Source organism: Lysobacterales bacterium (assembly GCA_016721845.1).
Classification (GTDB): domain Bacteria; phylum Pseudomonadota; class Gammaproteobacteria; order Xanthomonadales; family Ahniellaceae; genus JADKHK01.
Genome location: JADKHK010000005.1, coordinates 312,283 through 335,245 on the forward strand (window position 1 = coordinate 312,283; position 22,963 = coordinate 335,245).

The following is a 22,963-nucleotide window of genomic DNA, read 5'->3' on the forward strand; positions in this document are numbered from 1 at the left end:
ATCCGTGATCCCTGACCGAGTGCCGCGCCGTACGTGAGGTCAGCAACCTCACGACGGAGTGGATCATGCAGATCGTACGCAAGCGTTTCGGGCTCGGCCGCATTCTGACGGCGGCTTCATTGTTGATCGGGCCCGTGGTGGCCCAGGCGGCCGTCACGGTTGCGTTGGCGGCCAGCAACTTGACGCCGGTCGCCGGCGGCGGCGCCTTCGGCTACACCGTGACGCTGGCGAACCCGGACCCCGGCGCAGCCACCAATGTGGTGATGACCCTGCCGCTGCCGCCGGGCATCTGGTTCGAGAATCTGACCGTCAGCGGTGCGCAGGCAGGCGCCTTCAGCTGCGTCGGTCCGGGCGTGGACGACAACGGTTCGGTCGTGTGTCGATCAGCAAGCTTCGTGGCCGGTGGTGCGGTGACGATCGACGTGGTCGTGTCCACCGACCCCGATCTGTCGGGTGGTGTACGCACGGCGACCGCACGCGTGGTGGCCGGTGGTAGCCAGAACACAGCGAGTCGGCAGGTGACCGTGCAGAACAGTGCCGCACTCTCGCTCATCGTCGCCGCGACCGACTCGGCGGCGCCAGGCACGCGCGCCACGATGCTGGTGTCGATCAACAACGGCGCATTGTCGTCCGCAGTCAACGGGGTGTTCTCGATGGTGTTGCCGGCCGAGGTCCAGTTCGCCAGCCTTCATGGCACCCGGTCGTTCGCCGATGCCTGCAGCTACAACCCCGACACCCGCGAAGTCCGCTGCAGCATGAGCCGTGTTCCTACCGGGCTCCATTCCCTCACCCTGAATCTCGACGTGTTGCCGAACCAGCCCAATGGCAGCGCCCAGTTCTCGGCGGCGCTGACCGCGGGAGTCGGTTCGGTGAACGGTTCACCCGCGATTTCCGCCATCACCATCAGTCCCTGAGGCCGCGCGATGAGTCCGTTCGCAATACGCCGCTTCAGTGGTCGCATCGCCACGCTGGTGATCGCTGCGGTCTCGTTCGATGCGCTGGCGGCTGTCAGCGTCGGATTGTCCAGCAGCAATCTCGCGCCGGTAGCCGGTGGTGCCGCCTTTTCGTACACGATGACGCTCGGCAATGATTCCTTGGTCGGCGCCAGCTACGCGACCTTGACGTTGCCGCCGAACGCACGCTTTCTCGGCGCAACCATCGCAGGCACCGACGCCGGGCGCTGGGCTTGCGAAACCCCCGACTACGACACCAACGGATTGGTCGTCTGCGAGGGCGGCATCCTGCCCGCGAACAGCGCTGCCACAGTCACCGTGGTCGCCCATTTCGACGAGGGCATGGCCGGTGGCGTTCGAGTCACGACCGCACGCTTCACCGCATCGGGCCAGGAGGCGAATGCGCAGTTGCTGCAAAACGTCACCAACAATGCAAACGTCTCCACGGCCAGCATCGAAGCCTGGGAAGGGCGCCGCCTGTACCGGACCGCGCAGGTCCTGGTCGCCGGCAGCAGTTCGGCGATCGGGGTGCTGCATTCGGAAGCCTTGCCTGCGGATGCCGAACTGCTGTTCCTCAGTGCCACCCGCGACCTCGACAACCAATGTCGACTCGATCCCGACGCGCATACGGTCGATTGCATCGCCCCACGACTCGCGCCCGGCTTGCATCAATTGACCCTGGTCGCCGAAGTGCCGGACCGCATGTTCGCGGACGGATTCGAGTAAGTGACTCAGTCGTGTCGCGCCGGTGCGCGGGCGATGACGTAGACGCTGACGTCGCGAGCGCCGGCCAGCTTCAGCGCGCGGGCGCATTCATGGGCGGTGGCGGCGGTGGTGGCGACGTCGTCGATCAGGGCGATGTGGCGGTCGCGCACGCGGGCGGGGTCGGCGACGAAGGCGTCGCGGACATTCCGGCGGCGTGCGGCGGCGTCGAGTTCGGACTGGGCCGCGGTGGCACGGGCGCGTGCGAGGGCGGCGGCGTCGATGCGCAGGCCGATGGCGGGCGCAAGGCGCCTGGCGAGTTCCAGCGACTGGTTGTAGCCGCGCTCGCGCAGGCGCTGCGCGTGCAGCGGCACCGGCACGAGCAGGTCCGGGCGCGTGGCGGCATCTGCCAATCGTTTGGCCAGGGCGTCGCCGAGCAGATCCGCCAACAACACGCCGGCGGCGAGGTCATGGTGAAACTTGAAGCGTGTAATCAGGCCGTCGAGCGGATAGGCATAACGCAGCGGGGCCACCAGGCGGTCGAACGCGGGTGGATGTTGTTGGCATTCGCCGCAGTGTTCGGTCGACGCCACCAAGGGCAGCGCGCACTGCGCGCACTGGCTGCGATTCCATGGCAGGTCGGCTGCACAGGGCGCGCAAAGCTCTCGACCCGCCATCCCCGGCCCGCCGCACAGCAGGCAGCGCGGCGGCAGCAGGTGCAACGACAGGCGGCGCAGCCAGCCGTCAACCGGATTCAAACGATGCGCGTTGACAGGGGGAGTCGGGTCCATAGACTGCGCGGACTGTAGCGCGGTCGGTCCGCGTGTTCGGAGCGGATCATGACGATGGAATCGATGGGCGGTTGCGGTACGGGGTGCGGTTGCGCGGGCGGCAAGGCTGAATTGCGCAACATCGACGACGGCCTGCGTCACGACTGGTCGCAGGGCGAAATCGAAGCCCTGTTCGCGGCCCCGTTCAATGAGCTGATGCATCAGGCGCAGTCGGTGCATCGCACGTATCACGATCCGAATGCGGTGCAGGTGTCGACCCTGCTGTCGATCAAGACCGGCGCCTGTCCCGAGGACTGCGCCTATTGCCCGCAGAGCGCGCGTTACGACACAGGACTGAAGGCCGAGAAGCTGATGCCGCTCGACGCCGTCGTCGCCAAGGCCAAGCAGGCAAAAGAGGCCGGCGCCTCGCGTTTCTGCATGGGCGCGGCCTGGCGTTCGCCGAAGGACAAGGACATCGCGCAGGTGAATGCGATGGTCAGCGCGGTCAAGGCACTCGGGCTGGAAACCTGCGCCACGCTCGGCATGCTGACACGCGAGCAGGCCGCATCGCTGAAATCGGCCGGGCTCGACTACTACAACCACAATCTCGATACCTCGCCCGAGTTCTACGGCGACATCATCACGACACGCTGCTACCAGGATCGCCTCGACACGCTCGCGCATGTGCGCGATGTCGGCATGAAGACCTGCTGCGGCGGCATTGTCGGCATGGGCGAGACCCGCGCCGATCGCGCCAGCTTCATCCGCGCGTTGGCGAACCTGCCGGCGCATCCCGATTCGGTGCCGATCAATCGCCTCGTGAAGGTCGCCGGCACGCCGCTGGCTGAAGAGCGCGATCTCGACGCCTTCGAATTCGTGCGCACGATCGCGGTGGCTCGCATCACCATGCCGGCGTCGATGGTCCGGCTCTCGGCCGGCCGCGAAGCGATGAGCGAGGAGTTGCAGGCGCTGTGTTTCCTCGCCGGTGCCAATTCGATCTTCTACGGCGAGAAGCTGCTGACCACCGGCAATCCGGACACCGAAGCCGACCGCGCGCTGTTCGACAAGCTCGGCCTGAAGCCGCTGGTCGTGGTCGCGCATTCCGACACCGTGCACGCCGAGATCGTCGAGCGCGCGGCTTGATCTCCCTTGCGACCCGCGCCCGCGCACGCGTCGCTGAGCGCGCCGCGGCCGGCTTGCGTCGGGTCGTGCGCGAAGTCGACCAGGCGAGCGGCGTGCACCTGCGCATCGACGGCCGTGCGCTGATCTCGTTCGCGAGCAATGACTACCTTGGTCTCGCGCAACATCCGGACGTGGTCCGCGCGATGCAGGAGGCCGCGAATCACTGGGGCGTCGGCAGCACCGCCGCGCACCTGCTCGGCGGCCATCGCGGCCCGCATGCGCAGCTCGAACGCGAGGTCGCGCAGTGGTTGGGCTATGAATCGGCGCTGTTGTTCTCGACCGGCTATCTCGCCAATCTCGGCGTCATCGCCGGGCTGATGCAGCGCGGCGATGTCTGCGTGCAGGACAAGCTCAACCATGCCTGCCTGATCGATGGCGCCCAGCTCGCGGGCTGCACGTTGCGGCGATATCCGCACAACGACGTCGATGCGGCGGCACGTCAGCTCGACCGTGCCGGCGATGCACCGGCGCTGCTCGCGACCGATGGCGTGTTCTCGATGGATGGCGACCTGGCGCCCTTGTCCGAACTGGCGGCGCGAGCGCGTGAACGCGACGCCTTGCTGTTCGTCGACGATGCGCATGGTTTCGGCGTGCTCGGCGCCGATGGTCAGGGCAGTCCCGAGCACTTCGGTCTCGGTGCCGAAGATGTGCCGCTGCGCATGGTCACGCTCGGCAAGGCGGTGGGTTGCGGCGGCGCCCTCGTGCTCGGGTCGCAGGTACTGATCGATGCCTTGATCCAGTTCGCGCGGCCGTTCGTGTACACGACGGCGCTGTCTCCGGCGATCGCAGCGGCGGCGTCCACGGCCATCGCGATCATCCGTCGTGAACCGGAGCGGCGCGCGCATCTCCGCGACTTGATTGCGCGGTTTCGCAGTGGCGCGACCCAGCTCGGCTACACGCTGATGGACTCGGTCACGCCGATCCAGCCCTTGCTCATCGGGGACACGGAAGCGGCGCTCGCACTGAGCGACGCCCTGATGTCTCGCGGCTGGTATGTGCCGGCGATCCGCCCGCCGACGGTGCCCGCAGGGAGCGCGCGGCTGCGCGTAACCCTGTCCGCCGCGCACACGGCCGCGCAGATCGATGGCTTGCTCGCTGCATTGAACGACGCGAGGCAGTCATGACCGGCGAGACCCAGCTGACCGTGCTGCTGCGCACGCTGGCGCCGGAACGGCAGCCCGGCGACTACGTTTATGCCACGCTGCCGGCGCTGCAAGCCGAGCTCGACCCGATCCTGCTGTTTCGGGAGTCGGAAGGCTGGACCCACGTGCTGCGCCGCGAGGTTGCGGATGCGGCGGGGCTTGCGTACACCTTCCCCTGCGCCTGGCTGACCTTGCGGGTGCATTCGTCCCTGCAGGCGGTCGGGCTGACCGCCGCCGTCGCGGACGCGTTGGCCGATGCCGGCATCGCCTGCAATGCCGTGGCGGCGTACTATCACGATCATCTGTTCGTGCCGCTGGATCGCGCCGACGAGGCGAGCGACATCCTGCGGCGACTGTCGCGGAGCTGAGACATGCATATCGATACCTATGGTCACGGTGCCAACACCTCGGTCGTGTTGCTGCACGGCTGGGCCATGCACGGCGGGCTGTTCAAGACCTTGGCCGAGCGCCTCGCCAGGCACGCGAACGTGCATGTCGTCGACCTGCCCGGACATGGCTACAGCCGCGAGGGCGAGGACGGGTTCGATCTGGCCGACTGTGTCGAACGGCTGTCGCATTTGCTGCCGCCGTCGATCTGGGTCGGATGGTCGCTCGGCGGACTGGTGGCGTTGCGCGCCGCCTTGACCCCCGCAGCCCAGGTGCGCGGTCTCGGCATGTTGTGTGCATCGCCGTGTTTTGTCTCGAACGGTGCTTGGCAGCATGGCGTCGCGATGGCGACGCTGCAGCAATTCGGCAGCGATCTTGCAACCGACTATCGCGGCACCATCGAACGCTTTCTGGCCCTGGAGGCGCTGGGTGACGACAACGCGCAGGCTTGCCTGCGCGAGTTGCAGGACCACGTGTTCGATCGCGGCGAGCCTGGCACCGCCGTGCTTGAAATGGGCCTGTATGCGCTGGAGCACACCGATTATCGCGACCGCCTGTCGCAACTGACGTGTCCCAGCGTCTGGGTGCCGGGCGGGCGTGATCGACTGGTGCCCTGGCAGGCGATGGAATGGGCTGCGGAAGCGGCACGCGGGCGATATCACCGCATTGCCGGCGCCGCCCATGCGCCGTTCCTGACGCATCTGGCCGAAGTGACTGCGCAGATCGACTACCTGATCCGCGAGGTCGAAGCCGGATGAGGCTGGACGTGCAGCGCGTGCGCCGCGCGTTCTCGCGCGCGGCGCCGGCCTACGACGCCATCGCGACCTTGCAGCACCAGGTCGAAGCGGAATTGCTGGATCGGCTCGACCTGCTCAAGGACGCGCCGCAGCGCATCCTCGATGTCGGCGCCGGGCCGGGCCGCGCCAGCGCGGCGATGCGCAAGCGTTTCCCGAAGGCCGAGGTGATCGCACTCGATCTGGCCCTGCCGATGCTGCGCGAGGCGAAGTCGCGTGCCGGCTGGTGGAAGCCGTTTCGTCGCGTCTGCGGCGATGCGCGCGCCTTGCCGATCGCCGACCAGAGCGTCGATCTGATCTTTTCCAGCCTGTGCCTGCAATGGTGCGAAGACCTGGAGGCGGTGTTCGACGAATTCCGGCGCGTGCTGCGCCCGGGCGGCTGGCTGCTGTGCTCGACCTTCGGCCCGGACACATTGACCGAGCTGCGCCAGAGCTGGGCCGCGGTCGACGACGACCCGCACGTCAATGTCTTCATCGACATGCACGACGTCGGCGACCGCCTGCTTGCCGCCGGTTTCCGCGATCCGATGCTCGACGTCGAGCATTACGACCTGCGTTACTCCGACCCGAAGATCCTGATGCGCGAACTCAAGGGCATCGGTGCCGGCAACGCGGACGCCGAGCGCGCCCGTGGCCTCACCGGCAAGCGCAAGCTCGCGACCCTGCTCGCCGCCTACGAAGGCTTCCGCGGTGACGATGGCCGGTATCGAGCCAGCTACGAAGTCGTCTACGCCCAGGCCCTGGCGCCCGATGCCTCGCAGCCGCGCCGCCGCGGCGGCACCGACATCGCCGCGGTGTCGATCGACAGCCTGAGGGCGCAGTTGAAAGCGCGGCGTCGGGAAAGCTAACCGATTCTGCCCGGTCGCCATCCCATGCGCATGCTGACCGGTTTCATGCGGACCTCGCCGCGACCCGAGGACGAATTCCGTGACCTGATCGCCCGCCGCGGCGCGCGCATGCAGGCGGCCTGCCTGCGCATCACGCGCGATCCGGCGCTGGCCGAGGACGCGGTGCAGGAGGCGTTGCTGAAGGCCTGGCGCGCGCGCGACCAGTTTCGCGGCGAAGCCGAGCGTGACACCTGGTTGCATCGCATTGCCATCAACGCGGCGCTGGAACTGGTGCGGCGGCGCGGGCCGATGGCGGATCTCGACGTCGATGCACCCGAATACGACACACCCGGCAGCGATGATCCGGCGAAAATGCATCTGCGTACCGCCTTCGGTGTCGACACCGGTGCGGCGATGGCGCGGCTGACCGAGATGGAACGCGTCTGCTTCGTGCTCAAGCACATCGAACAATGGAAGCTCGACGAGATCGCGACGCATCTCGATCGCAGCATCAACAGTATCAAGCAGGCGCTGTTTCGCGGCGTCGGCAAGCTGCGCGGCGAACTTGCGCATTGGCAGGAGGATTCCCGATGATTTCCGATGACGATCTGCTGCTGTTCCACTGGCAGGATGGCCTCGACGACACGCGTCGACACGAGATCGCCGATGCGCTGGCCCGCGACGCCGCGCTCGGTGCGCGGTATGCGCGTCTGGTCGCCGAACTGGCGCGCTTCGGTCATGTGCCCGAGCCACAGATCGATGCCGTGCTGCAGGCGCGCTGGGCGCGTGCCATCCGCGATGACGCGTCGAAGCAACGCGCGCGACCACGCTGGTTCGTGCCGCTGGCGCTGGCCGCAGGTGTCGGCGCACTCGCGATCGTCGGACCGCAATGGCGCAAGACCGAAGTCGATCCGCCGATCGCGACGCCGACACCGGTCGCGGCTTCGCAGCGCGGCGACGAGGCGCGCATCGCGCGCAGCGTGCGCGTGCATCTGGCTGAAGCCGGCGCCGGTCTGTCGGCATGGTCCGAGCAGGCCGACGATGCGACGCGACGCGCCCTGGTGCAGCGCTGGATCGACGATCAACGTGCGCTGGCACAAGCCGCCGATGCGGCCGGCGATGCGCAACTCGCACGCACGCTGCGCGCCTTTGAACCGCTGCTGCGCGACCTCGCCAACGACGCGCCGACGGCATCGCGTGCGGAGCGCGATCAACTCGCCTTCGAATGGTCGGTGATGCAAACCAAGCTCGCGGCCTCCCCATCCAAGCCTTCGCCATCCGGCATCTGAATCCGAATCGAGGAACCCGACATGAAACCGAATGCCTTGTCCCTGACCTTGGCCCTGTGCCTGAGCATGCCGCTGGCTTGCATCGCGCAGGGTGCGCCGTCCGCGGCGGCCACGGCCCATGTCGCGGAAGTCGCGCGTGCACAGGCCAATGCTGCGAAGCTCGCCTCCGATGCGGCGCGCCTGGCGTCGGAGCGCGCCGCGGTCGAAGCCAAGCAGGCGCGCCATCTGGTGCCGGTCGATGAGGACGCGGAGCCCGTCAGCGACGCCGATGCGTTGGCGATCGCGGCGCTGCGCGGCCTGATGGCGGCGCCGCCGGAGCGTGCCCTGCCGCTGGTGCGCAAGGTGCTCGCGGGTCAGCAGACCGATCGCGTCAAGGAGCGCGCGGTCTTCGTCTTGGCGCAGATCGACGGCAGCGACGCCGCGGCCTTGTTGAAGCAGACGGCGCAGCATGGTCAGGGCAATGTGCGCATGCAGGCGGTGCGGGCGCTCGGCATCCGCGGTGATGCCGACAGTCTCGCGACCTTGAAGACACTGTATCCAGACGGCGATGCCGCTGTGCGCGATGCCGTGCTCGAGTCGCTGATGATCGCCAACGACCGCAAAGGTCTTTACGAGATCGCACTGCAGGCCAAGGACGAGGGCGAGGCGAGCCGTGCGATCCAGATGCTGGGTGTGGCCGGCGGCCGCGACGAACTGCGTGCACTGGCCAAGTCCGGCGTGCATGCGCGCAATCTCGTCGACGCATTCGCGATCTCGAACGACTTCGAAGGCCTGATCGCGCTCGCCCGCGATCCTGCCGATCCCAAGGTGCAGCGCGATGCGATCGCGCAACTCGGCATCCTGGGCGACGTGCGGGCGCGCGAGGCGTTGCAGGATTTCTATCGCAAGGCCACGACCGAAGAGATCCGCGACGCCGCGCTGCAGGGCCTCATGGTCTCCGGCGACGAACAGGGCCTGCTCGCCCTGTACCGCGCCGAGACGAAGCCCGAGCGCAAGCGCGAATTGTTGCAGACACTGACGACGATCGGCGGCGATGCCGCGTTCGAGGCGATCGATGCTGCGCTCGACGGAAAATCGCCATGAGGCGCCGGGCATCCTGGATCGCGCTGTGGACGCTCGCGCTCGCGGGTTCGGCATCGGCGGCGGAATGGCTGCGCTGGACCACGGCGGCGCTGCCCGACGCGCCGGCATTCTGCTGCGCGACGCGGCATGCGGGCGCCCTGCAGTCGTCGACCTGCAAGCTCGAGGGCGGCAACGACATTTACGGCAGTGTCGATGGCGCGCCGCGCAGCGACACCGTACAGGTCTATGCACGTTATGACGCCGGCGTGCTGGCCGCCGTGCGTGTCTACGACGGCGCGTGTGCGGTGCAGACCACGTCGCCGGTGCGCGAACTCGGCGCGCTGGAGGCATCAGCCAGCCTGTCGCGCCTGCTCGGCCCGATCTCGGACAGCCAGCGTGCCGTGCAGGACCGACTGGTGGCGGTGGCGCTGCATCTCGGTGAACCGGCGCTCGACTGGCTGAAGCAACGCAGCCGCGCCGGTGCCCGCGACGAGCGTCGTGACGCCTGGTTCTGGCTGGGGCAACGTCTGGGTGTCCGCGTTGAACCGCTGGTGCGCGAGGCCTTGCCGAAGGCCGATGCCGAGCTGCGCGAGCACCTGGTCTTCGTGCTGTCGCAGATGCCGGGCGCGGCCGGTGTCGATGCGCTGATCACGCTGGTCGAGGACCGTCGACTGGATCGCGACCTGCGCAGTCGCGCGCTGTTCTGGCTGGCCCAGTCCGAGGACGCGCGTGCCTTCGCCTATCTCGACCGTCGTCTCGATCCGGCCGGAAGTTGATGCGTCGTCGCTAGAATCCGCCTTCCGCACGACCGAGGAGGACGACAATGACGATGGAATGGATCGGTACCGGACTGTTCGCACTCGCCGTGCTGCACACGTTCTCGACCAAGTTCTTCGATCATCTGTCGCATGTGAAACCCGCGCACGCCGGCATCTTCCACCTGCTCGGCGAAGTCGAGGTGGTGTTCGGCTTCTGGGCGATGCTGCTGTTCGCCACGTTCATCGTGCTGCAGGGCAAGCCGGCGGCCCTGCATTACGTCGATGGGCTGAATTTCACCGAGCCGCTGTTCGTGTTCGCGATCATGGTGGTGGCTGCGAGTCGCGCCGTGCTGCAGGTATCGCAGGGACTGGTGGCGCTGCTCGCGCGCGTCGTACCGGCACCACGTGCGACCGCCTATTTCTTCGTGACCCTGAGTCTGGTGCCGTTGCTCGGCTCCTTCATCACCGAGCCGGCGGCGATGACCCTCGCTGCACTGATCCTGCGCGACGGCTACTACGCGCAGCCGATCAGCAATCGCCTGAAATACGCCGCGCTCGGCGTGTTGTTCGTGAACGTCTCGATCGGCGGCGTGATGACGCCCTACGCGGCGCCGCCGGTGCTGATGGTCGCGAACACCTGGGGCTGGGACATCGGCTTCATGCTGACCCACTTCGGCTGGCGCGCGGCGATCGCGGTCGTGGTCAATGCCGCGCTGTTGACCTTCGTGTTCCGGCGCGAACTCGGCGTGTTGAAGCTGGATGCCGCGGCCGCAGCAACGGCGCGCGTGCCCGGCTTGCTGGTGTTCTGGCACCTTGCCTTGCTGACTGGCGTGGTCGTGTTCGCGCACGAAGCGCCGGTCTTCCTCGGCCTGTTGCTGCTGTTCCTCGCCATTGCCGAGGCCTATCCGCAGCACCAGAACAAGCTGCTGCTGCGCGAGGCCCTGCTGGTCGCGTTCTTCCTCGCCGGTCTGGTGGTCCTCGGCGGTTTGCAGCGCTGGTGGTTGCAGCCGCTACTGACCCAGATGAGCCCGGACCAGGTGTACTTCGGCGCGACCGCGCTGACCGCGATCACCGACAACGCGGCGTTGACCTATCTGGGTTCGCTCGTGGAGGGGCTGTCGGCCGAGTTCAAGTACGCACTGGTCGCCGGCGCAGTCACTGGCGGCGGTTTGACGGTGATCGCGAATGCGCCGAATCCGGCCGGATTCTCGATCCTGCGCGTCAAGTTCGACGAAGAGTCGATCAGTCCGCTCGGATTGTTCGTCGCGGCACTCGCACCGACGGCGGTGGCGATCGTTTGCTTCTGGTTATTGTAGGTCCCACGCCACACGTTGCTGTGCGCGCAGCACGTCGGCGCCGCTGTAGCTGTCCTTGGCGCGCGCAGCGAATTCGGCGCGCAGGCGCAGCGACATTTCGCGTACCTTGTCGGCATTCGCAGCCTTGCCGGCGGCGTAGATGCGTTCGCCGAGCGGCGAACAGAAACGATGCAGTTCGAAGAAGTAGCGCTCTTGTCCGCCGGTCACGAAGCCGAGCATCGGTGCACCGGATTCGACCGAATCGAGTGGGCGCCCGGCGCGCATTTCACGCTCGCCGGCCAGGCGCGCGGAACTGTCGCTGAGCTCGATGAAGCTTTCGCCGACATTCGCGGTATCGAGATCGGAGGCCAGCAGCGCCAGCTCGAGCGCGCGTTCGACATCCGGCGCCGTGCGCCATCCCGGCGTCATGCGTTCCATTTCGCGGCCCAGGTGCGGCGCCAGCGGCCCGCCAGCGTGGATGACCTCGGCGGTGTTGTAGGCGCGGCGGTCGACCGGCTGCGGGCGCGCGTCGAAGGTGCTGCCGGCGATCATGACTTCCAGCGCCAGATACAGCGCGCGGTCGTGGCTGCGGTCGAAGCCGCAATGATCGAGGATGCGCTGCGTCTCGGCGATGCTCGCGGCTTCGTTGCTGCCGACCGGGTGGCCGGTGTCGACGACCTCGCGCTGGCGCAGGTCGTGGCAGCTCGCGAACAGGCTGAGCGCGATCCAGTCCATGCCGGACAGGGTATGCGGGCCAGCCTCGCGCATGACGCGGCCGATACGGCGGTCGAGGATCTCGAGCGCGTGCATCTCGTTGTGATAGTCGTGGTAGTCGTTGCCGAAGCGGCCGTGGCGCACGGCCAGGCGCACCAGACTCAGCGCCAGCGCGCGTTCGGCGCGATCCCAGGCGCGGGCGATGGCATCACCGAAGTTTTCCGCGAGCAGGGCGCGACGACTCGCGAACAGCGCCAGCACGTCCGGACGGCGCTCGCCGATCAGGCGCAAGGCTTCGCCGGGATCCTGCAAGCGGATCTCGATCGCGTCAGCCGGAAAACTGTCCTGCAAACCTTCGATCACGGCCTTGGGCGCATGCCCCTCCCCGGGTATGCGGCCGAGTATAGGTGCCGCAGCGCACGAGGCGTAAGGGGCGCGGGCTCACAGGTACCCGCGCGCCGCCAATGACAGCGGCCGGCCCTCGCCGACGATGAAATGATCGAGCAGGCGGACGTCGACCAGAGCCAAGGCTTCGCGCAGGCGTCGGGTTACCGCGATGTCGGCGGCGCTCGGTTCGGCGACGCCGCTGGGATGATTGTGCGCCACGATCACCGCCGCGGCACGGTGGTGGATGGCGCGTCGCACGACCTCGCGCGGGTGCACGCTGGCGCCATCCAGGGTGCCGTGGAACAAGTCCTCGAATGCGACGATGCGATGGCGCGCATCCAGGAACGCGGCGGCGAACACTTCCTGGGGTCGATCGCGCAGGCTCAGGGCGAAATAGTCGGCCGCGGCGGCCGGATCACGGACCGCATCGGGTCGGGTCAACGCGCTGGCGAGATAGCGTTGCGCCAGGGTGATCACGGCGCGCAGCTCGGCGCGCTTGGCCGGGCCGATGCCGCGGATGTCGGCGAGCGCCCGGCCCTCGTGCACGAACAGCCCGGCGAGCCCGTCGGCGTCACGCAGGACGCGGGTTGCGAATGCGAGCACGTCTTCGCCGCGCTGACCGGTGCGCAGGAACAGCGCCAGCAGTTCGGCGTCGGACAGCGCGTCCGGGCCAAGTTGCAGCAGGCGTTCGCGGGGACGGTCGGCGGGGGCGAGGTCGGCAAGGCGCATCGAGGATTCATCCATTGGGGGCCGCATTTTCGCGGCCGGCCATGGTTCGGGCATCGGCCACGGGCGCCGATTCGGCTAGGATTGCTCGCAATTTCGCATCGGACTCCTCCGTGGCTGGAACACTTCAAGGGCTGCGCTGCCTGCTCGGCGTCAGCGGCGGCATTGCCGCGTACAAATCGGCCGACCTGGTGCGGCGCCTGCGCGACGCCGGCGCCGAGGTCCAGGTCGTGCTCACCGAGAACGCGGCGCGCTTCGTCACCGCGCAGACCTTTCAGGCCGTGTCGGGGCGCGCCGTGCGGCACTCCTTGTGGGATGAAGCGGCCGAGGCGGCCATGGGCCATATCGAGCTGGCGCGCTGGGCTGATCTCATCCTGGTGGCACCGGCCTCGGCCGACCTGATCGCGCGTTTGGCCCAGGGCCAGGCCGACGACTTGCTCAGCACGCTGTGCCTGGCCAGCGAGGCGCCGCTGGCGATCGCCCCGGCGATGAACCGGGTGATGTGGGCCAAGGCCGCGACCCAGGCCAACATCGCGCAGCTGCAGTCGCGCGGCGTCGCGGTCTTCGGACCGGACAGCGGCGATCAGGCCTGCGGTGAAGTGGGGGCCGGGCGCATGCTTGAACCGCTGCAACTGGTGGCGGCACTGGCGACGCTGCGATCAGCGACCCAGCGGCTCGCCGGACGCAAGCTGCTGGTCAATGCCGGCCCGACCTTCGAGGACATCGATCCGGTGCGCTTCATCGGCAATCGTTCCTCCGGACGCATGGGATTCGCGATCGCCGAAGCGGCCGCGATGGCCGGCGCCGACGTGACCCTGATCGCCGGCCCGGTCGATCTGGTGACGCCGCGCGGCGTGCGTCGGGTCGACGTGCGCAGTGCGCGCGACATGCATGTCGCGGTGCTGGACGCACTGCCGGCGGACGTGTTCATCGCCACTGCGGCAGTCGCCGACTACCGCATCGCCGCGCCGGCCACGCAAAAGATCAAACGCAGTGCCGAGGCGCTGACCCTGCAGCTGGTGCCGAACCCGGACATCGTCGCCGACATCGCCCAGCATGCGCAGCGGCCGACGCTGGTCGTCGCGTTCGCGGCGGAAACCGAGAACGTGGTCGAGAACGCGCGCGGCAAGTTGGTGCGCAAGCGCGTCGACCTGGTCTGCGCAAACCGCGTCGGTGCCGATTGCGGCTTCGAACGCACCGACAACGCGCTGGATGTGGTCGCTGCGGACGGCGAATGGCATTGGCCGCAGGCACCGAAGACCGAACTGGCGCGGCAGCTGATCGAACTGATCGCGCAACGTCTCGGAGCAGCGCCATGAGGCATCGCCTCGACGTGCGCATTCTCGACGCACGCATCGGCCGCGAGTTTCCGCTGCCGGAATACGCGACCCCGGCATCGGCCGGCATGGACCTGCGCGCCATGCTCGACGCGCCGATGACCTTGGAAGCGGGCGCGACCGCGCTGGTGTCCAGCGGCATCGCCATCCATATCGGTGATCCGGGCCTGGCGGCGGTGATCCTGCCGCGCTCGGGTCTCGGTCATAAGAATGGCATCGTGCTCGGCAATCTGGTCGGGCTGATCGATGCGGACTACCAGGGACCGCTGATGCTGTCGGTGTGGAACCGATCGCAGGCGGCCTTTACCATCCAGCCCGGCGATCGCCTGGCCCAGCTCGTGCTGGTGCCGATCGTGCGTGCCGAGCTGAATCTCGTGGATGAATTCGTCGCGAGCGATCGCGGCGCCGGCGGCTTCGGCCATACCGGCAGGCAATGACGGAGCAATGCAGGAATGAAGCTCGCACTGGGTTTGGGCAAGAGGACGGCGCTGCAGGCTGCGATGGAGCGCCAGCAGGCGCCGCTGGATGCGCAACGTCTCGGCATCACCGCGGGCGTCGGCCTGGCGCTGGTGCTGGCCGTGATCTCGCTGTTCGACGGTGTGCAGCGCGGCCGCGAAGAATCGACGGCGGCCGCCCTGACGGAAGCCCGCGCGACCCTGGTCCAGTCGATTGGCGCGGAAGTGCGCAAGCAGGCGGATCGTGTGGCTGCGGCGGCCAAGGACACCGAACTGACCCTGGCCGTGACCGGCTTCGACAGCGCCGCGCAGATGCGTGCCGAGCAACGCTTGCGCAGCCTGATCCCGGAACTGGTCGACGCCGAATTCCATGATGCCTCGCTGCCCGATCTGATCGAGGCCGACCTCGCCAAGTTCGGCTATGCGAAGGCCGACATCCTCGCCGAGTCGCGCGAGTCGGAGCAGGGTGCCCGCGTCCAGGTGCATGCCTGCGGCGCCGATGCGCAATGCCTGGCGCTGGCGCAACCGATCCGCAACGGCGAGACGATCATCGGCTACATCTACGCACTTTTGCCGCTCGACGTGGTGCAGCAGCAAATGGACGCGGCGGCCGTGCAGGGTGGGCGGCTTGAACTGAGGCAAGGCAAGTCCGAGAAGTCGGCAGGTGCGGTGCTCAGCTTCGATCGTGGCGATGGCGCGGCCGACATGCCTGACCTGATCGAGCCGGTGCCCGGATCATTGCTGATGATCGCAACTCGGGTGCCGAGCCTGTTCCGCATCGGCACCGTGCTCGGCCTGTTCGAGGAACGCGGTTCAACCTCGCTGTTGCTGCAAGGTCTGCTTGCTCTGGCGGGCGTCGGTGGGCTGATCTTCCTGCGTCAGCGTTTGCCGAAGCTCGACGCATTGCCCGATGGCGAGGTGATGGCTGCACCCAAGCAGCGCGCGACGATGGAGCAGGTGCAGGAAAAACTGGCCGCCAATGCCGCAGCCAAGGATGCCGCGGTGACTGCCGAGCAGGCCGCCGTGGAGGCCGCGCGGGTGGAGCAGTCGACCAAGCCGGCGCCGGCCGGTGCACTCGATCGCAGCATGTTCCGCGCCTACGACATCCGCGGCATCGTCGACCAGAACCTGACGGCCGGCACCGCGCAATTGATCGGCCAGTCGATCGGATCGATCGTGCGCGAGCGCGGCATGACCGAAGTCTGCGTCGCCCGCGACGGCCGCCTGTCCGGACCGGACCTCTCGCAAGCCCTGATCCGAGGCCTGCGCATGGCCGGTTGCGATGTCATCGACATCGGAGCCGCGCCGACGCCGGTGCTGTACTTCGCGACCCATCATCTCAACACCGGCAACGGCGTGATGGTGACCGGCAGCCACAACCCGCCTGATTACAACGGCTTCAAGATCGTCGTCGGTGGCCAGACCCTTGCCGAAGAAGCGATCCAGGACATCTTCGCGCGCATCGTCGAAGGACGTCTCGCGCACGGCAATGGCGGCGTCAGTTCGGTCGACGTGAAGGCCGACTACAACGACCGCATCATTTCGGATGTACAGGCGACACGGCGCATGAAGATCGTCGTCGACGCCGGCAACGGCATCGCCGGCGCGTTTGCGCCCGCGGTGCTGGAAGGTATCGGTTGCGAAGTGATGCCGCTGTACTGCGACGTCGACGGGCGTTTCCCGAACCATCATCCGGACCCGTCCGACCTGCACAACCTCGACGACCTGAAGATCGCCATCAAGCAATACGGTGCCGACCTCGGTCTCGCCTTCGATGGCGATGGCGACCGCCTCGGCGTGGTCACGAAGACCGGCGAAGTGATCTACCCCGACCGCCTGCTGATGCTGTTCGCCGAAGACGTGCTGACCCGAAACCCCGGCGCCGCCATCATCTACGACGTGAAATGCACCGGGCAGTTGTCCGAGCACATCCTGCGCAACGGCGGCAGTCCGGTGATGTGGAAGACCGGGCATTCGCTGATCAAGGCCAAGATGCGCGAGGAGGATTCCGCACTGGCCGGCGAGATGAGCGGCCACTTCTTCTTCGGCGAACGCTGGTACGGTTTCGACGACGGCATCTATGCGGCGGCGCGCCTGATGGAAATCCTGGCGCAGCGCGACGAGACCCCGGAAGCGGTGTTCGCGACCTTGCCCAAGGGCGTCAGCACGCCCGAACTCAAGATTCCGATGGCCGAGGGCGACCACTACGCTTTCATCGAAAGGTTCCGCGAGCGCGCCAAATTCCCGGGCGCCAAGGTCACGACCATCGATGGCGTGCGCGCCGACTACAAGGACGGCTTCGGTCTGGTGCGTTGTTCGAACACGACGCCCTGTCTGGTGCTGCGCTTTGACGCCCTGAACAAGATTGGGCTCGACCGCATTCAGGACAGTTTCCGCAGCCAGTTGCTGGCGGTCGACCCGAATCTCAACCTGCCGTTCTGAGGCGCTGTGATGCGCTCCGAATCGATGCCGTTCGTCGACATCGTTCAGTCTCGTATCGGCGGCGATTGGCGGGCAGTATGCACGAGGGCAAGCACCCACACCGTGTTCCCGTCGATTTCATAGACGAGGCGATAGTGCTCGTGAGGCGTCAGTTCGCGCGTTCCCGCGATGTTTCCCGCCTTGCCCATGTGCGGATGCCCCGCCAACCGGCTGGCTGCATCGCTGAAACGCTCATCCATGCGGACGGCGGCACGAGAATCGTTGCTTGCGATGAAGTCCCAGATCTCGACGCGATCTTGCTCGGCTTCGCGCGTCCAAATGACGATCACGCCGAGTCCACCGCCTGATTGCGACGGGCAGCGAACGCAGCTTCAACATCCTCGTTCGACCGGCCACGTCCTGCTCGCATCGATGCGCGCCCGGCGTCCACCTTGAGTCGCAAGTAGACGTCATATTCACGCGCTTGACGGCGTTGGTCGAGGTAACCGCGCATCAACTCGCGCATGATCTGGGAAGCGGGCCGGTCTTCATTGGCCGCTTCGGCCATGAAGTCGGCGCGAAGCTCAGGTTCCAGCTTCATCGTGAACACGGCTTCTTTGGACATGATGAGATCCACACTCGAAAGGTACTGAAATAGTATATACGTCTTCAGTATCGTCAGTGCTTCTATTGCATTGGCCGGAGTTTGCGGACGCCGTGCATGCCAAGGACGATCGTTCCGTTTCGTCGCAAGATGACAATTCCCCACAATCCCGGCACGATGCCGAGCCCGCCGCGGCCGTGCCGCGCGACTCCGATCTCCAAGGACTATCCATGACCCTGAACCGACTCGCCTTCGGGCTTGCCGCCGTGCTTGCCGCTGCCCCGGTCGCTGCCGATTACAAGGCGCCGATCGACATTCCGTTTACGCAGTTCAAGCTCGACAACGGCTTGACCGTGATCGTGCACGAGGACCACAAGGCGCCGATCGTCGCCGTGAATCTCTGGTACCACGTCGGGTCCAAGAACGAACAGCCCGGGCGCACCGGATTCGCGCACCTGTTCGAGCACCTGATGTTCCAGGGCTCGGAGAACTACAAGGACGAATTCTTCAAGCCCTTCGAAAAGGTCGGTGCCACCGACCAGAACGGCACCACCGATTTCGACCGCACCAACTATTTCCAGAATGTACCCACCACGGCGCTCGATACAGCCCTGTGGATGGAGTCCGACCGCATGGGCCATCTGCTCGGCGCGATCGACCAGAAGGTCTTGGACGAACAGCGTGGCGTGGTCCAGAACGAGAAGCGCCAGGGTGACAACGCGCCTTACGGCAAGACGTTCTACTCGGTGCTCGAGGGCGTGTTCCCGGAAGGCCACCCGTATCGCTGGGAGCCGATCGGCTCGATGGCCGACCTCAACGCGGCCAGCCTCGACGACGTCAAGGAATGGTTCAAGACCTGGTATGGCCCGTCGAACACGGTGCTGGTGCTCGCGGGCGACATCGACGCGACGACCGCGCGGAAGAAAGTCGAGCAGTACTTCGGCGACATCCCGCCGGGAGGCCCGCTGACCAAGCGCGATGTCTGGGCCCCGAAGTTGACGGCGCCGGCGCGGGACGAAATGCAGGACCGTGTCGCACAGACGCGCATCATCCGCGCCTGGGTGGCGCCGCCGGCCGTCGCGCGTTCGTCGGACGAACTCGGACTGTTCGCGCGCGTGCTCGGCCAGGGGAAGACCTCGCGCCTGGTCCAGCGTCTGGTGCTGAAGGACCAGTTGGTGAGCAGCGTGGCATCGTTCCAGTACGGGCTGGAGATCGCCGGCCTGTTCATGATCCAGGCCGACCTGAAGCCGGGCGTGGATGCCGCCCGGGTCGAAGCGATCATCGACGAGGAGCTCGCGAAACTGGTGGCCGAAGGCCCGACCGTCGAGGAGATCAAGCGTGCGCGCGTCGCCATCGAGGCGGGCGTGATCCGCGGCGCCGAACGCATCGGCGGCTTTGGGGGCAAGGCCGACCTGCTGGCCGAATGCGCGACCTATGCGCACGATCCGGATTGCTACAAGACCTCGCTCGCGAACATGGCGGCAGCCACGCCGGCCAGCATTCGTGCGGTCGCGCAAGAATGGCTGACGCCGAATCACTACACCTTGACGATCTCGCCGTTCGCCGAGGTCAAGGCCGGCACCGCCCAGGTCGATCGCGCCAAGGGCGTGCCCGAGACGTCGAGTTTCCCCGACCTCGCCTTCCCGAACCTCCAGCGCGGCAGGCTGAAGAACGGCATCGAAGTGGTGCTCGCCGAGCGCCATGAAGTGCCGGTGGTTCAGATGCGCATGATCTTCGACGCCGGCTATGCCGCCGACCAGGGCCGCAAGCTCGGCACGGCCAGCTTCGCGATGAACATGCTCGACGAAGGCACCCGGACCCGCGATGCCGTGGCGATTGCTGCACGCAGCGAAGAACTCGGCGCGCAGATCGGCGCCTACAACTCGCTGGACGTGTCCGGTGCAACGCTGTCGGCACTGAAGAGCGAACTCGCTGGTTCGCTGGATCTGTTCGCCGATGTCGTGCGCAATCCCAAGTTCGACGGCAAGGAAATGGATCGGGTGAAAGGCCAGTGGATGGCCCAGATTGCTCAGGAGAAGACCAGCCCGAATGCACTCGGCATGCGCGTGCTGCCGCCGCTGCTGTACGGCGAAGGTCATGCCTACGCGATCCCGCTGACCGGTTCCGGCACCGAGGCCTCGATCGCGGCACTCACGCCCGACGACCTGGCCGCCTTCCATCGCGACTTCGTGCGCGCCAACAATGCCCGCATCATCGTCGTCGGCGACACCACGATGGCCGAGATCAGCAGCCAGCTCGATCGCGTCTTCGGCGACTGGCTGTACGACAAGATGAAGCGCCCGGACAAGAACATCGCGGAAGTGGCGGTGCAGACGAAGCCGCGGGTGTTCCTGATCGACAAGCCGAATGCCGAGCAGTCGGTGATCCTGGCCGGCCAGCTGATTCCATCGAGCAAGGCCGCGGACCGTCAGGTGATGCAGACCGCGAATTCGGTGTTCGGTGGCGAGTTCACCGCGCGCATCAACATGAACCTGCGCGAGGACAAGCACTGGGCCTACGGTGCGTATTCGTACACCAGTGGTGCGCTCGGACAGCGTCCGTTGATGACGTCGGCCGGCGTGCAGTCGGACAAGACCATCGAGTCGATCCAGGAACTGCAGCGCGAGTTCGTCGAGTTCGCGGGCGCGCGTCCGCCGACCGCCGAGGAGATCCAGAAGATCAAGACCAGCGACGTGCGCAGCCTGCCGGGTTCGTTCGAAACCGCGGCCGCCGTGCTCGGCGCGATCACCGATATCGTCGTCTACGGCCGTCCGGATGACTACGTGCAGACGCTGAAGGCGAGCATCGAAGCGCAGAACGACAAGGACATCGCCGCGGCAGCGCAGAAGTACTTCCAGCCCGATGCGCTGACCTGGGTCGTGGTCGGCGACCTGTCCAAGATCGAGGCCGGCATCCGTGCCCTGAATCTCGGCGAGGTCAAGGTGCTCGACGCCGACGGCAAGGCGATTCGCTGATCCGACCGCGCGACCGTTCCGGATATCCCCGGAACGGTCGCGCAGGCAGCCCATGCGAACAATCGCCGCAGCCGCCGCGCGCGACGGCGACAACTTCATCGGGCTGCGCCATGTCGCCGCGCTCATGGTGCTGTGGGCGCACAGCTGGTCCTATCTCGATCGTGCGACGGAGCCGTTGGCGCGCGCGCTGGCGGGATTCGACAGCGGTCGTTTCGGCGTCTACCTGTTCTTCGCGATCAGCGGTTTCCTGATCACGCTTGCCTTGTGTCGCAACGATGCCCTGCCGCGCTACGCCTGGCATCGTGCATTGCGCGTGTATCCGGCGTATGCCGCGTGTCTGTTGGTGTCGGTGTTCGCGATCGGCGCGACGTTCACGACCTTGCCGCTGTCCGACTACCTCGCGCATCCGCGCACGTGGTCCTACTTCACGTCCAACGGGATGCTGATCTCGCTGCAGTGGGACTTGCCCGGTGTCTTCGTCGACCAACCGCTGTCTGGATTGGTCAACGGTTCGTTGTGGTCGCTCGGTGCCGAAATCCGCTGGTATTCCCTCTTCGGCGTGCTGGCCTTGTTTGGACTGTTCCGGCATCGCCGGCTGTTCACTGTCGTGGCCGCATTGCTGATCGCCGACAGTCTGCGTCGGCACGGATGGCCGCTGGCGCACCTGACCACATCGCCAGCCATCACCCAACTCTTCCTGCTGGGTGCGCTCGCCGCACTTTGGCGCGACGTAGTGCCCTTGTCGGCGCGTGTCCTCGTGCCGCTCTGGCTGGTCGCCATCGGCTGCGTGCAGACGCGCTTCGGTGCCAGCCTGCTGATCGTGGCCTGCGTCTATCTGGCGCTTTATGTCGCTTATGCGCTGCCGGTACTGAAGCTGCCGAAGTTCGACTATTCCTACGGCCTGTTCCTGTACGGCGCGCCGATCCAGCAATCGTTGATCACGCTGTTTCCCGACATCACGCCGTTGCCGCTGTTCGCCACCGCGTTCGTGTTCACGTTGCCGCTGGCGATGCTGTCCTGGCACCTCATCGAAGCGCCTGCGCTGCGGCACAAGCATCACTTCGACGATCTCGACCCGCTGCGGCGCTGGCGTCGATCGACGCCGCGTCGCAATCACTGAGCCTGAGCGTCGATCTCTTTGCGACGTTGTTCGGCATCCGCGGCCATCTGATCTTCGAGACCGCGGGCCTTCTTCAGAGCTTCGCCTTGCGCGTCCAGCACCGTGCCTTCGAGCGGATTGCCCTTGGGGTCGGCGCGTTCGGCCTGTACCGACGGATCGGCCGGCGGGGCTTCGGTGCTGCAGGCGGTCAGGCCGCAGGCGGCAGCGAGGGTGAGGGTGAGGGCGATGATGCGCATGGCAGTGCCTCGGCAGCGATAATGTGCCGATCCTAGCGGGAGAACCGATGCCATGAATGCGCGCTGGCGGCTGGACGGAAAGATCGCATTGATCACCGGCGCGAGTCGGGGCATCGGGCTCGCGACTGCGCGCGAACTGGCGTCGCTGGGCGCCGATGTGTTGATGGTCGCGCGCGACGGCGATGTGCTGGAAGCGCGGCGCGCCGAACTCGAAGCCTTGTATCCGAAGCAGCGCGTGCTCGCGTTCGCGGCGGATCTGGCCGAGGCCGAGCAACGTCTCGACTTGTTCGACTGGATCAACGACCTCGGGCGCGGCCTTGACGTCCTGATCAACAACGTCGGCGGCAACACCACGCGCGCCACGCTCGACTATGCGCTCGACGAAGTCCGGCACATCTTCGAACTGAACGTGATGACGGCGTTCGAAATCTGCCGCATGGCGCAGCCCCTGCTGGTGCGCCACGGCGAGAGCGCGATCGTCAACGTCGGCTCGGTCTCGGGCATGACCGCGGTGCGCACCGGTTCGCCCTACGGCATGAGCAAGGCCGCGATCACCCAGCTGACGAGAAATCTCGCGATCGAATGGGCTGCCGACGGGATTCGCGTCAACGCCGTCGCGCCCTGGTACATCCGCACCCAGCGCACGGAGGCCAAGCTCGCGCATCCGGACTATCTCGACGAGGTGCTTGCGCATACGCCGATGGGCCGCATCGGCGAGCCGGAGGAAGTCGCGTCGGTCATTGCGTTCCTGTGCCTGCCGGCGTCGTCCTACGTCACCGGCGAAACCGTCGCGGTCGACGGCGGTTTCCTGCGCGACGGCTTCTGAG

24 protein-coding genes are annotated in these 22,963 nt (G+C 66.8%); 18 read left to right on the forward strand and 6 right to left on the reverse strand.

The annotated features are described in order from the left end of the window. Nucleotides 1–65 precede the first annotated feature (65 nt). Together IPP28_03810 and IPP28_03815 are read left to right on the forward strand one after the other, a co-directional pair. Nucleotides 66–914: a hypothetical protein gene (locus tag IPP28_03810; protein MBL0040176.1), complete on the forward strand. Its 849-nt coding sequence runs from the start codon at nt 66–68 to the stop codon at nt 912–914. 9 nt (nt 915–923) lie between these two features. Further along, nucleotides 924–1,679 (forward strand): hypothetical protein, encoded by a 756-nt coding sequence (locus tag IPP28_03815; protein ID MBL0040177.1) that lies wholly within the window; start codon nt 924–926, stop codon nt 1,677–1,679. A gap of 5 nt (nt 1,680–1,684) precedes the next feature. Here the strand turns inward: IPP28_03815 and IPP28_03820 are convergent, their stop codons facing one another. After that, nucleotides 1,685–2,383, reverse strand: a complete 699-nt coding sequence (locus IPP28_03820) for a ComF family protein (protein ID MBL0040178.1) — start codon at nt 2,381–2,383, stop codon at nt 1,685–1,687. A gap of 183 nt (nt 2,384–2,566) precedes the next feature. Here IPP28_03820 and bioB point away from each other — a divergent pair, with 183 nt between their 5' ends. Genes bioB through IPP28_03870 form a run of 10 tightly spaced genes read left to right on the forward strand, consistent with a single transcriptional unit; the run spans nt 2,567 to nt 11,182 of the window. Further along, the gene (gene bioB / locus IPP28_03825) at nt 2,567–3,568 is read left to right on the forward strand and encodes a biotin synthase BioB (GenBank protein MBL0040179.1); all 1,002 of its coding nucleotides are present in this window, start codon (nt 2,567–2,569) and stop codon (nt 3,566–3,568) included. After that, nucleotides 3,565–4,731: an 8-amino-7-oxononanoate synthase gene (bioF, locus tag IPP28_03830; protein ID MBL0040180.1), complete on the forward strand. Its 1,167-nt coding sequence runs from the start codon at nt 3,565–3,567 to the stop codon at nt 4,729–4,731. The genes bioB and bioF overlap by 4 nt, the downstream gene beginning before the upstream one ends. After that, nucleotides 4,728–5,117, forward strand: coding sequence for an ACT domain-containing protein (locus IPP28_03835; GenBank protein ID MBL0040181.1), 390 nt, complete (start codon nt 4,728–4,730; stop codon nt 5,115–5,117). The genes bioF and IPP28_03835 overlap by 4 nt, the downstream gene beginning before the upstream one ends. Nucleotides 5,118–5,120: 3 nt before the next feature. Beyond that, the gene (bioH, locus tag IPP28_03840) at nt 5,121–5,894 is read left to right on the forward strand and encodes a pimeloyl-ACP methyl ester esterase BioH (GenBank protein ID MBL0040182.1); all 774 of its coding nucleotides are present in this window, start codon (nt 5,121–5,123) and stop codon (nt 5,892–5,894) included. Further along, a complete protein-coding gene (bioC, locus tag IPP28_03845) occupies nt 5,891–6,778 on the forward strand; it encodes a malonyl-ACP O-methyltransferase BioC (GenBank protein ID MBL0040183.1) in 888 nt (295 codons plus the stop codon). The genes bioH and bioC overlap by 4 nt, the downstream gene beginning before the upstream one ends. 24 nt (nt 6,779–6,802) lie before the next feature. Further along, nucleotides 6,803–7,351, forward strand: coding sequence for an RNA polymerase sigma factor (locus IPP28_03850; GenBank protein ID MBL0040184.1), 549 nt, complete (start codon nt 6,803–6,805; stop codon nt 7,349–7,351). After that, on the forward strand, nt 7,348–8,046 hold the full coding sequence (locus IPP28_03855) for a hypothetical protein (GenBank protein MBL0040185.1): 699 nt from the start codon (nt 7,348–7,350) through the stop codon (nt 8,044–8,046). The genes IPP28_03850 and IPP28_03855 overlap by 4 nt, the downstream gene beginning before the upstream one ends. Before the next feature lie 21 nt (nt 8,047–8,067). After that, a complete protein-coding gene (locus IPP28_03860; protein ID MBL0040186.1) occupies nt 8,068–9,129 on the forward strand; it encodes a HEAT repeat domain-containing protein in 1,062 nt (353 codons plus the stop codon). Further along, entirely contained in the window at nt 9,126–9,884 is a 759-nt protein-coding gene (locus IPP28_03865) for a hypothetical protein (GenBank protein MBL0040187.1), read from the forward strand. Before IPP28_03860 ends, IPP28_03865 begins: the two co-directional genes overlap by 4 nt. Nucleotides 9,885–9,931: 47 nt before the next feature. Further along, entirely contained in the window at nt 9,932–11,182 is a 1,251-nt protein-coding gene (locus IPP28_03870) for a putative Na+/H+ antiporter (protein MBL0040188.1), read from the forward strand. Here IPP28_03870 and IPP28_03875 read toward each other — a convergent pair. Further along, nucleotides 11,174–12,238: a hypothetical protein gene (locus IPP28_03875; GenBank protein MBL0040189.1), complete on the reverse strand. Its 1,065-nt coding sequence runs from the start codon at nt 12,236–12,238 to the stop codon at nt 11,174–11,176. The two genes, IPP28_03870 and IPP28_03875, sit on opposite strands and share 9 nt — an antisense overlap. A gap of 78 nt (nt 12,239–12,316) precedes the next feature. Beyond that, on the reverse strand, nt 12,317–12,991 hold the full coding sequence (gene radC, locus IPP28_03880) for a DNA repair protein RadC (GenBank protein MBL0040190.1): 675 nt from the start codon (nt 12,989–12,991) through the stop codon (nt 12,317–12,319). A gap of 41 nt (nt 12,992–13,032) precedes the next feature. Here radC and coaBC point away from each other — a divergent pair, with 41 nt between their 5' ends. The 3 genes from coaBC (at nt 13,033) to IPP28_03895 (ending at nt 17,222) form a co-directional block, all read left to right on the forward strand. Then, nucleotides 13,033–14,307, forward strand: a complete 1,275-nt coding sequence (gene coaBC, locus IPP28_03885) for a bifunctional phosphopantothenoylcysteine decarboxylase/phosphopantothenate--cysteine ligase CoaBC (protein MBL0040191.1) — start codon at nt 13,033–13,035, stop codon at nt 14,305–14,307. Continuing rightward, on the forward strand, nt 14,304–14,762 hold the full coding sequence (gene dut, locus IPP28_03890) for a dUTP diphosphatase (protein MBL0040192.1): 459 nt from the start codon (nt 14,304–14,306) through the stop codon (nt 14,760–14,762). The genes coaBC and dut overlap by 4 nt, the downstream gene beginning before the upstream one ends. 63 nt (nt 14,763–14,825) lie before the next feature. Then, nucleotides 14,826–17,222, forward strand: coding sequence for a phosphomannomutase/phosphoglucomutase (locus IPP28_03895; GenBank protein ID MBL0040193.1), 2,397 nt, complete (start codon nt 14,826–14,828; stop codon nt 17,220–17,222). A gap of 44 nt (nt 17,223–17,266) precedes the next feature. Here the strand turns inward: IPP28_03895 and IPP28_03900 are convergent, their stop codons facing one another. Both IPP28_03900 and IPP28_03905 read right to left on the reverse strand, forming a co-directional pair. After that, the gene (locus tag IPP28_03900; protein ID MBL0040194.1) at nt 17,267–17,551 is read right to left on the reverse strand and encodes a type II toxin-antitoxin system RelE/ParE family toxin; all 285 of its coding nucleotides are present in this window, start codon (nt 17,549–17,551) and stop codon (nt 17,267–17,269) included. Further along, nucleotides 17,548–17,826, reverse strand: coding sequence for an antitoxin of toxin-antitoxin stability system (locus IPP28_03905; protein ID MBL0040195.1), 279 nt, complete (start codon nt 17,824–17,826; stop codon nt 17,548–17,550). Before IPP28_03905 ends, IPP28_03900 begins: the two co-directional genes overlap by 4 nt. 209 nt (nt 17,827–18,035) lie before the next feature. On the opposite strand from IPP28_03905, the gene IPP28_03910 reads away from it, so the two are divergent. Beyond that, nucleotides 18,036–20,780 (forward strand): insulinase family protein, encoded by a 2,745-nt coding sequence (locus IPP28_03910; protein ID MBL0040196.1) that lies wholly within the window; start codon nt 18,036–18,038, stop codon nt 20,778–20,780. Nucleotides 20,781–20,832: 52 nt separating this feature from the next. After that, entirely contained in the window at nt 20,833–21,900 is a 1,068-nt protein-coding gene (locus IPP28_03915; GenBank protein ID MBL0040197.1) for an acyltransferase, read from the forward strand. Here IPP28_03915 and IPP28_03920 read toward each other — a convergent pair. Beyond that, nucleotides 21,894–22,136: a hypothetical protein gene (locus tag IPP28_03920; protein MBL0040198.1), complete on the reverse strand. Its 243-nt coding sequence runs from the start codon at nt 22,134–22,136 to the stop codon at nt 21,894–21,896. The genes IPP28_03915 and IPP28_03920 overlap by 7 nt on opposite strands. 52 nt (nt 22,137–22,188) lie before the next feature. Here IPP28_03920 and IPP28_03925 point away from each other — a divergent pair, with 52 nt between their 5' ends. After that, entirely contained in the window at nt 22,189–22,962 is a 774-nt protein-coding gene (locus tag IPP28_03925) for an SDR family oxidoreductase (GenBank protein MBL0040199.1), read from the forward strand. Nucleotide 22,963 lies beyond the last annotated feature (1 nt).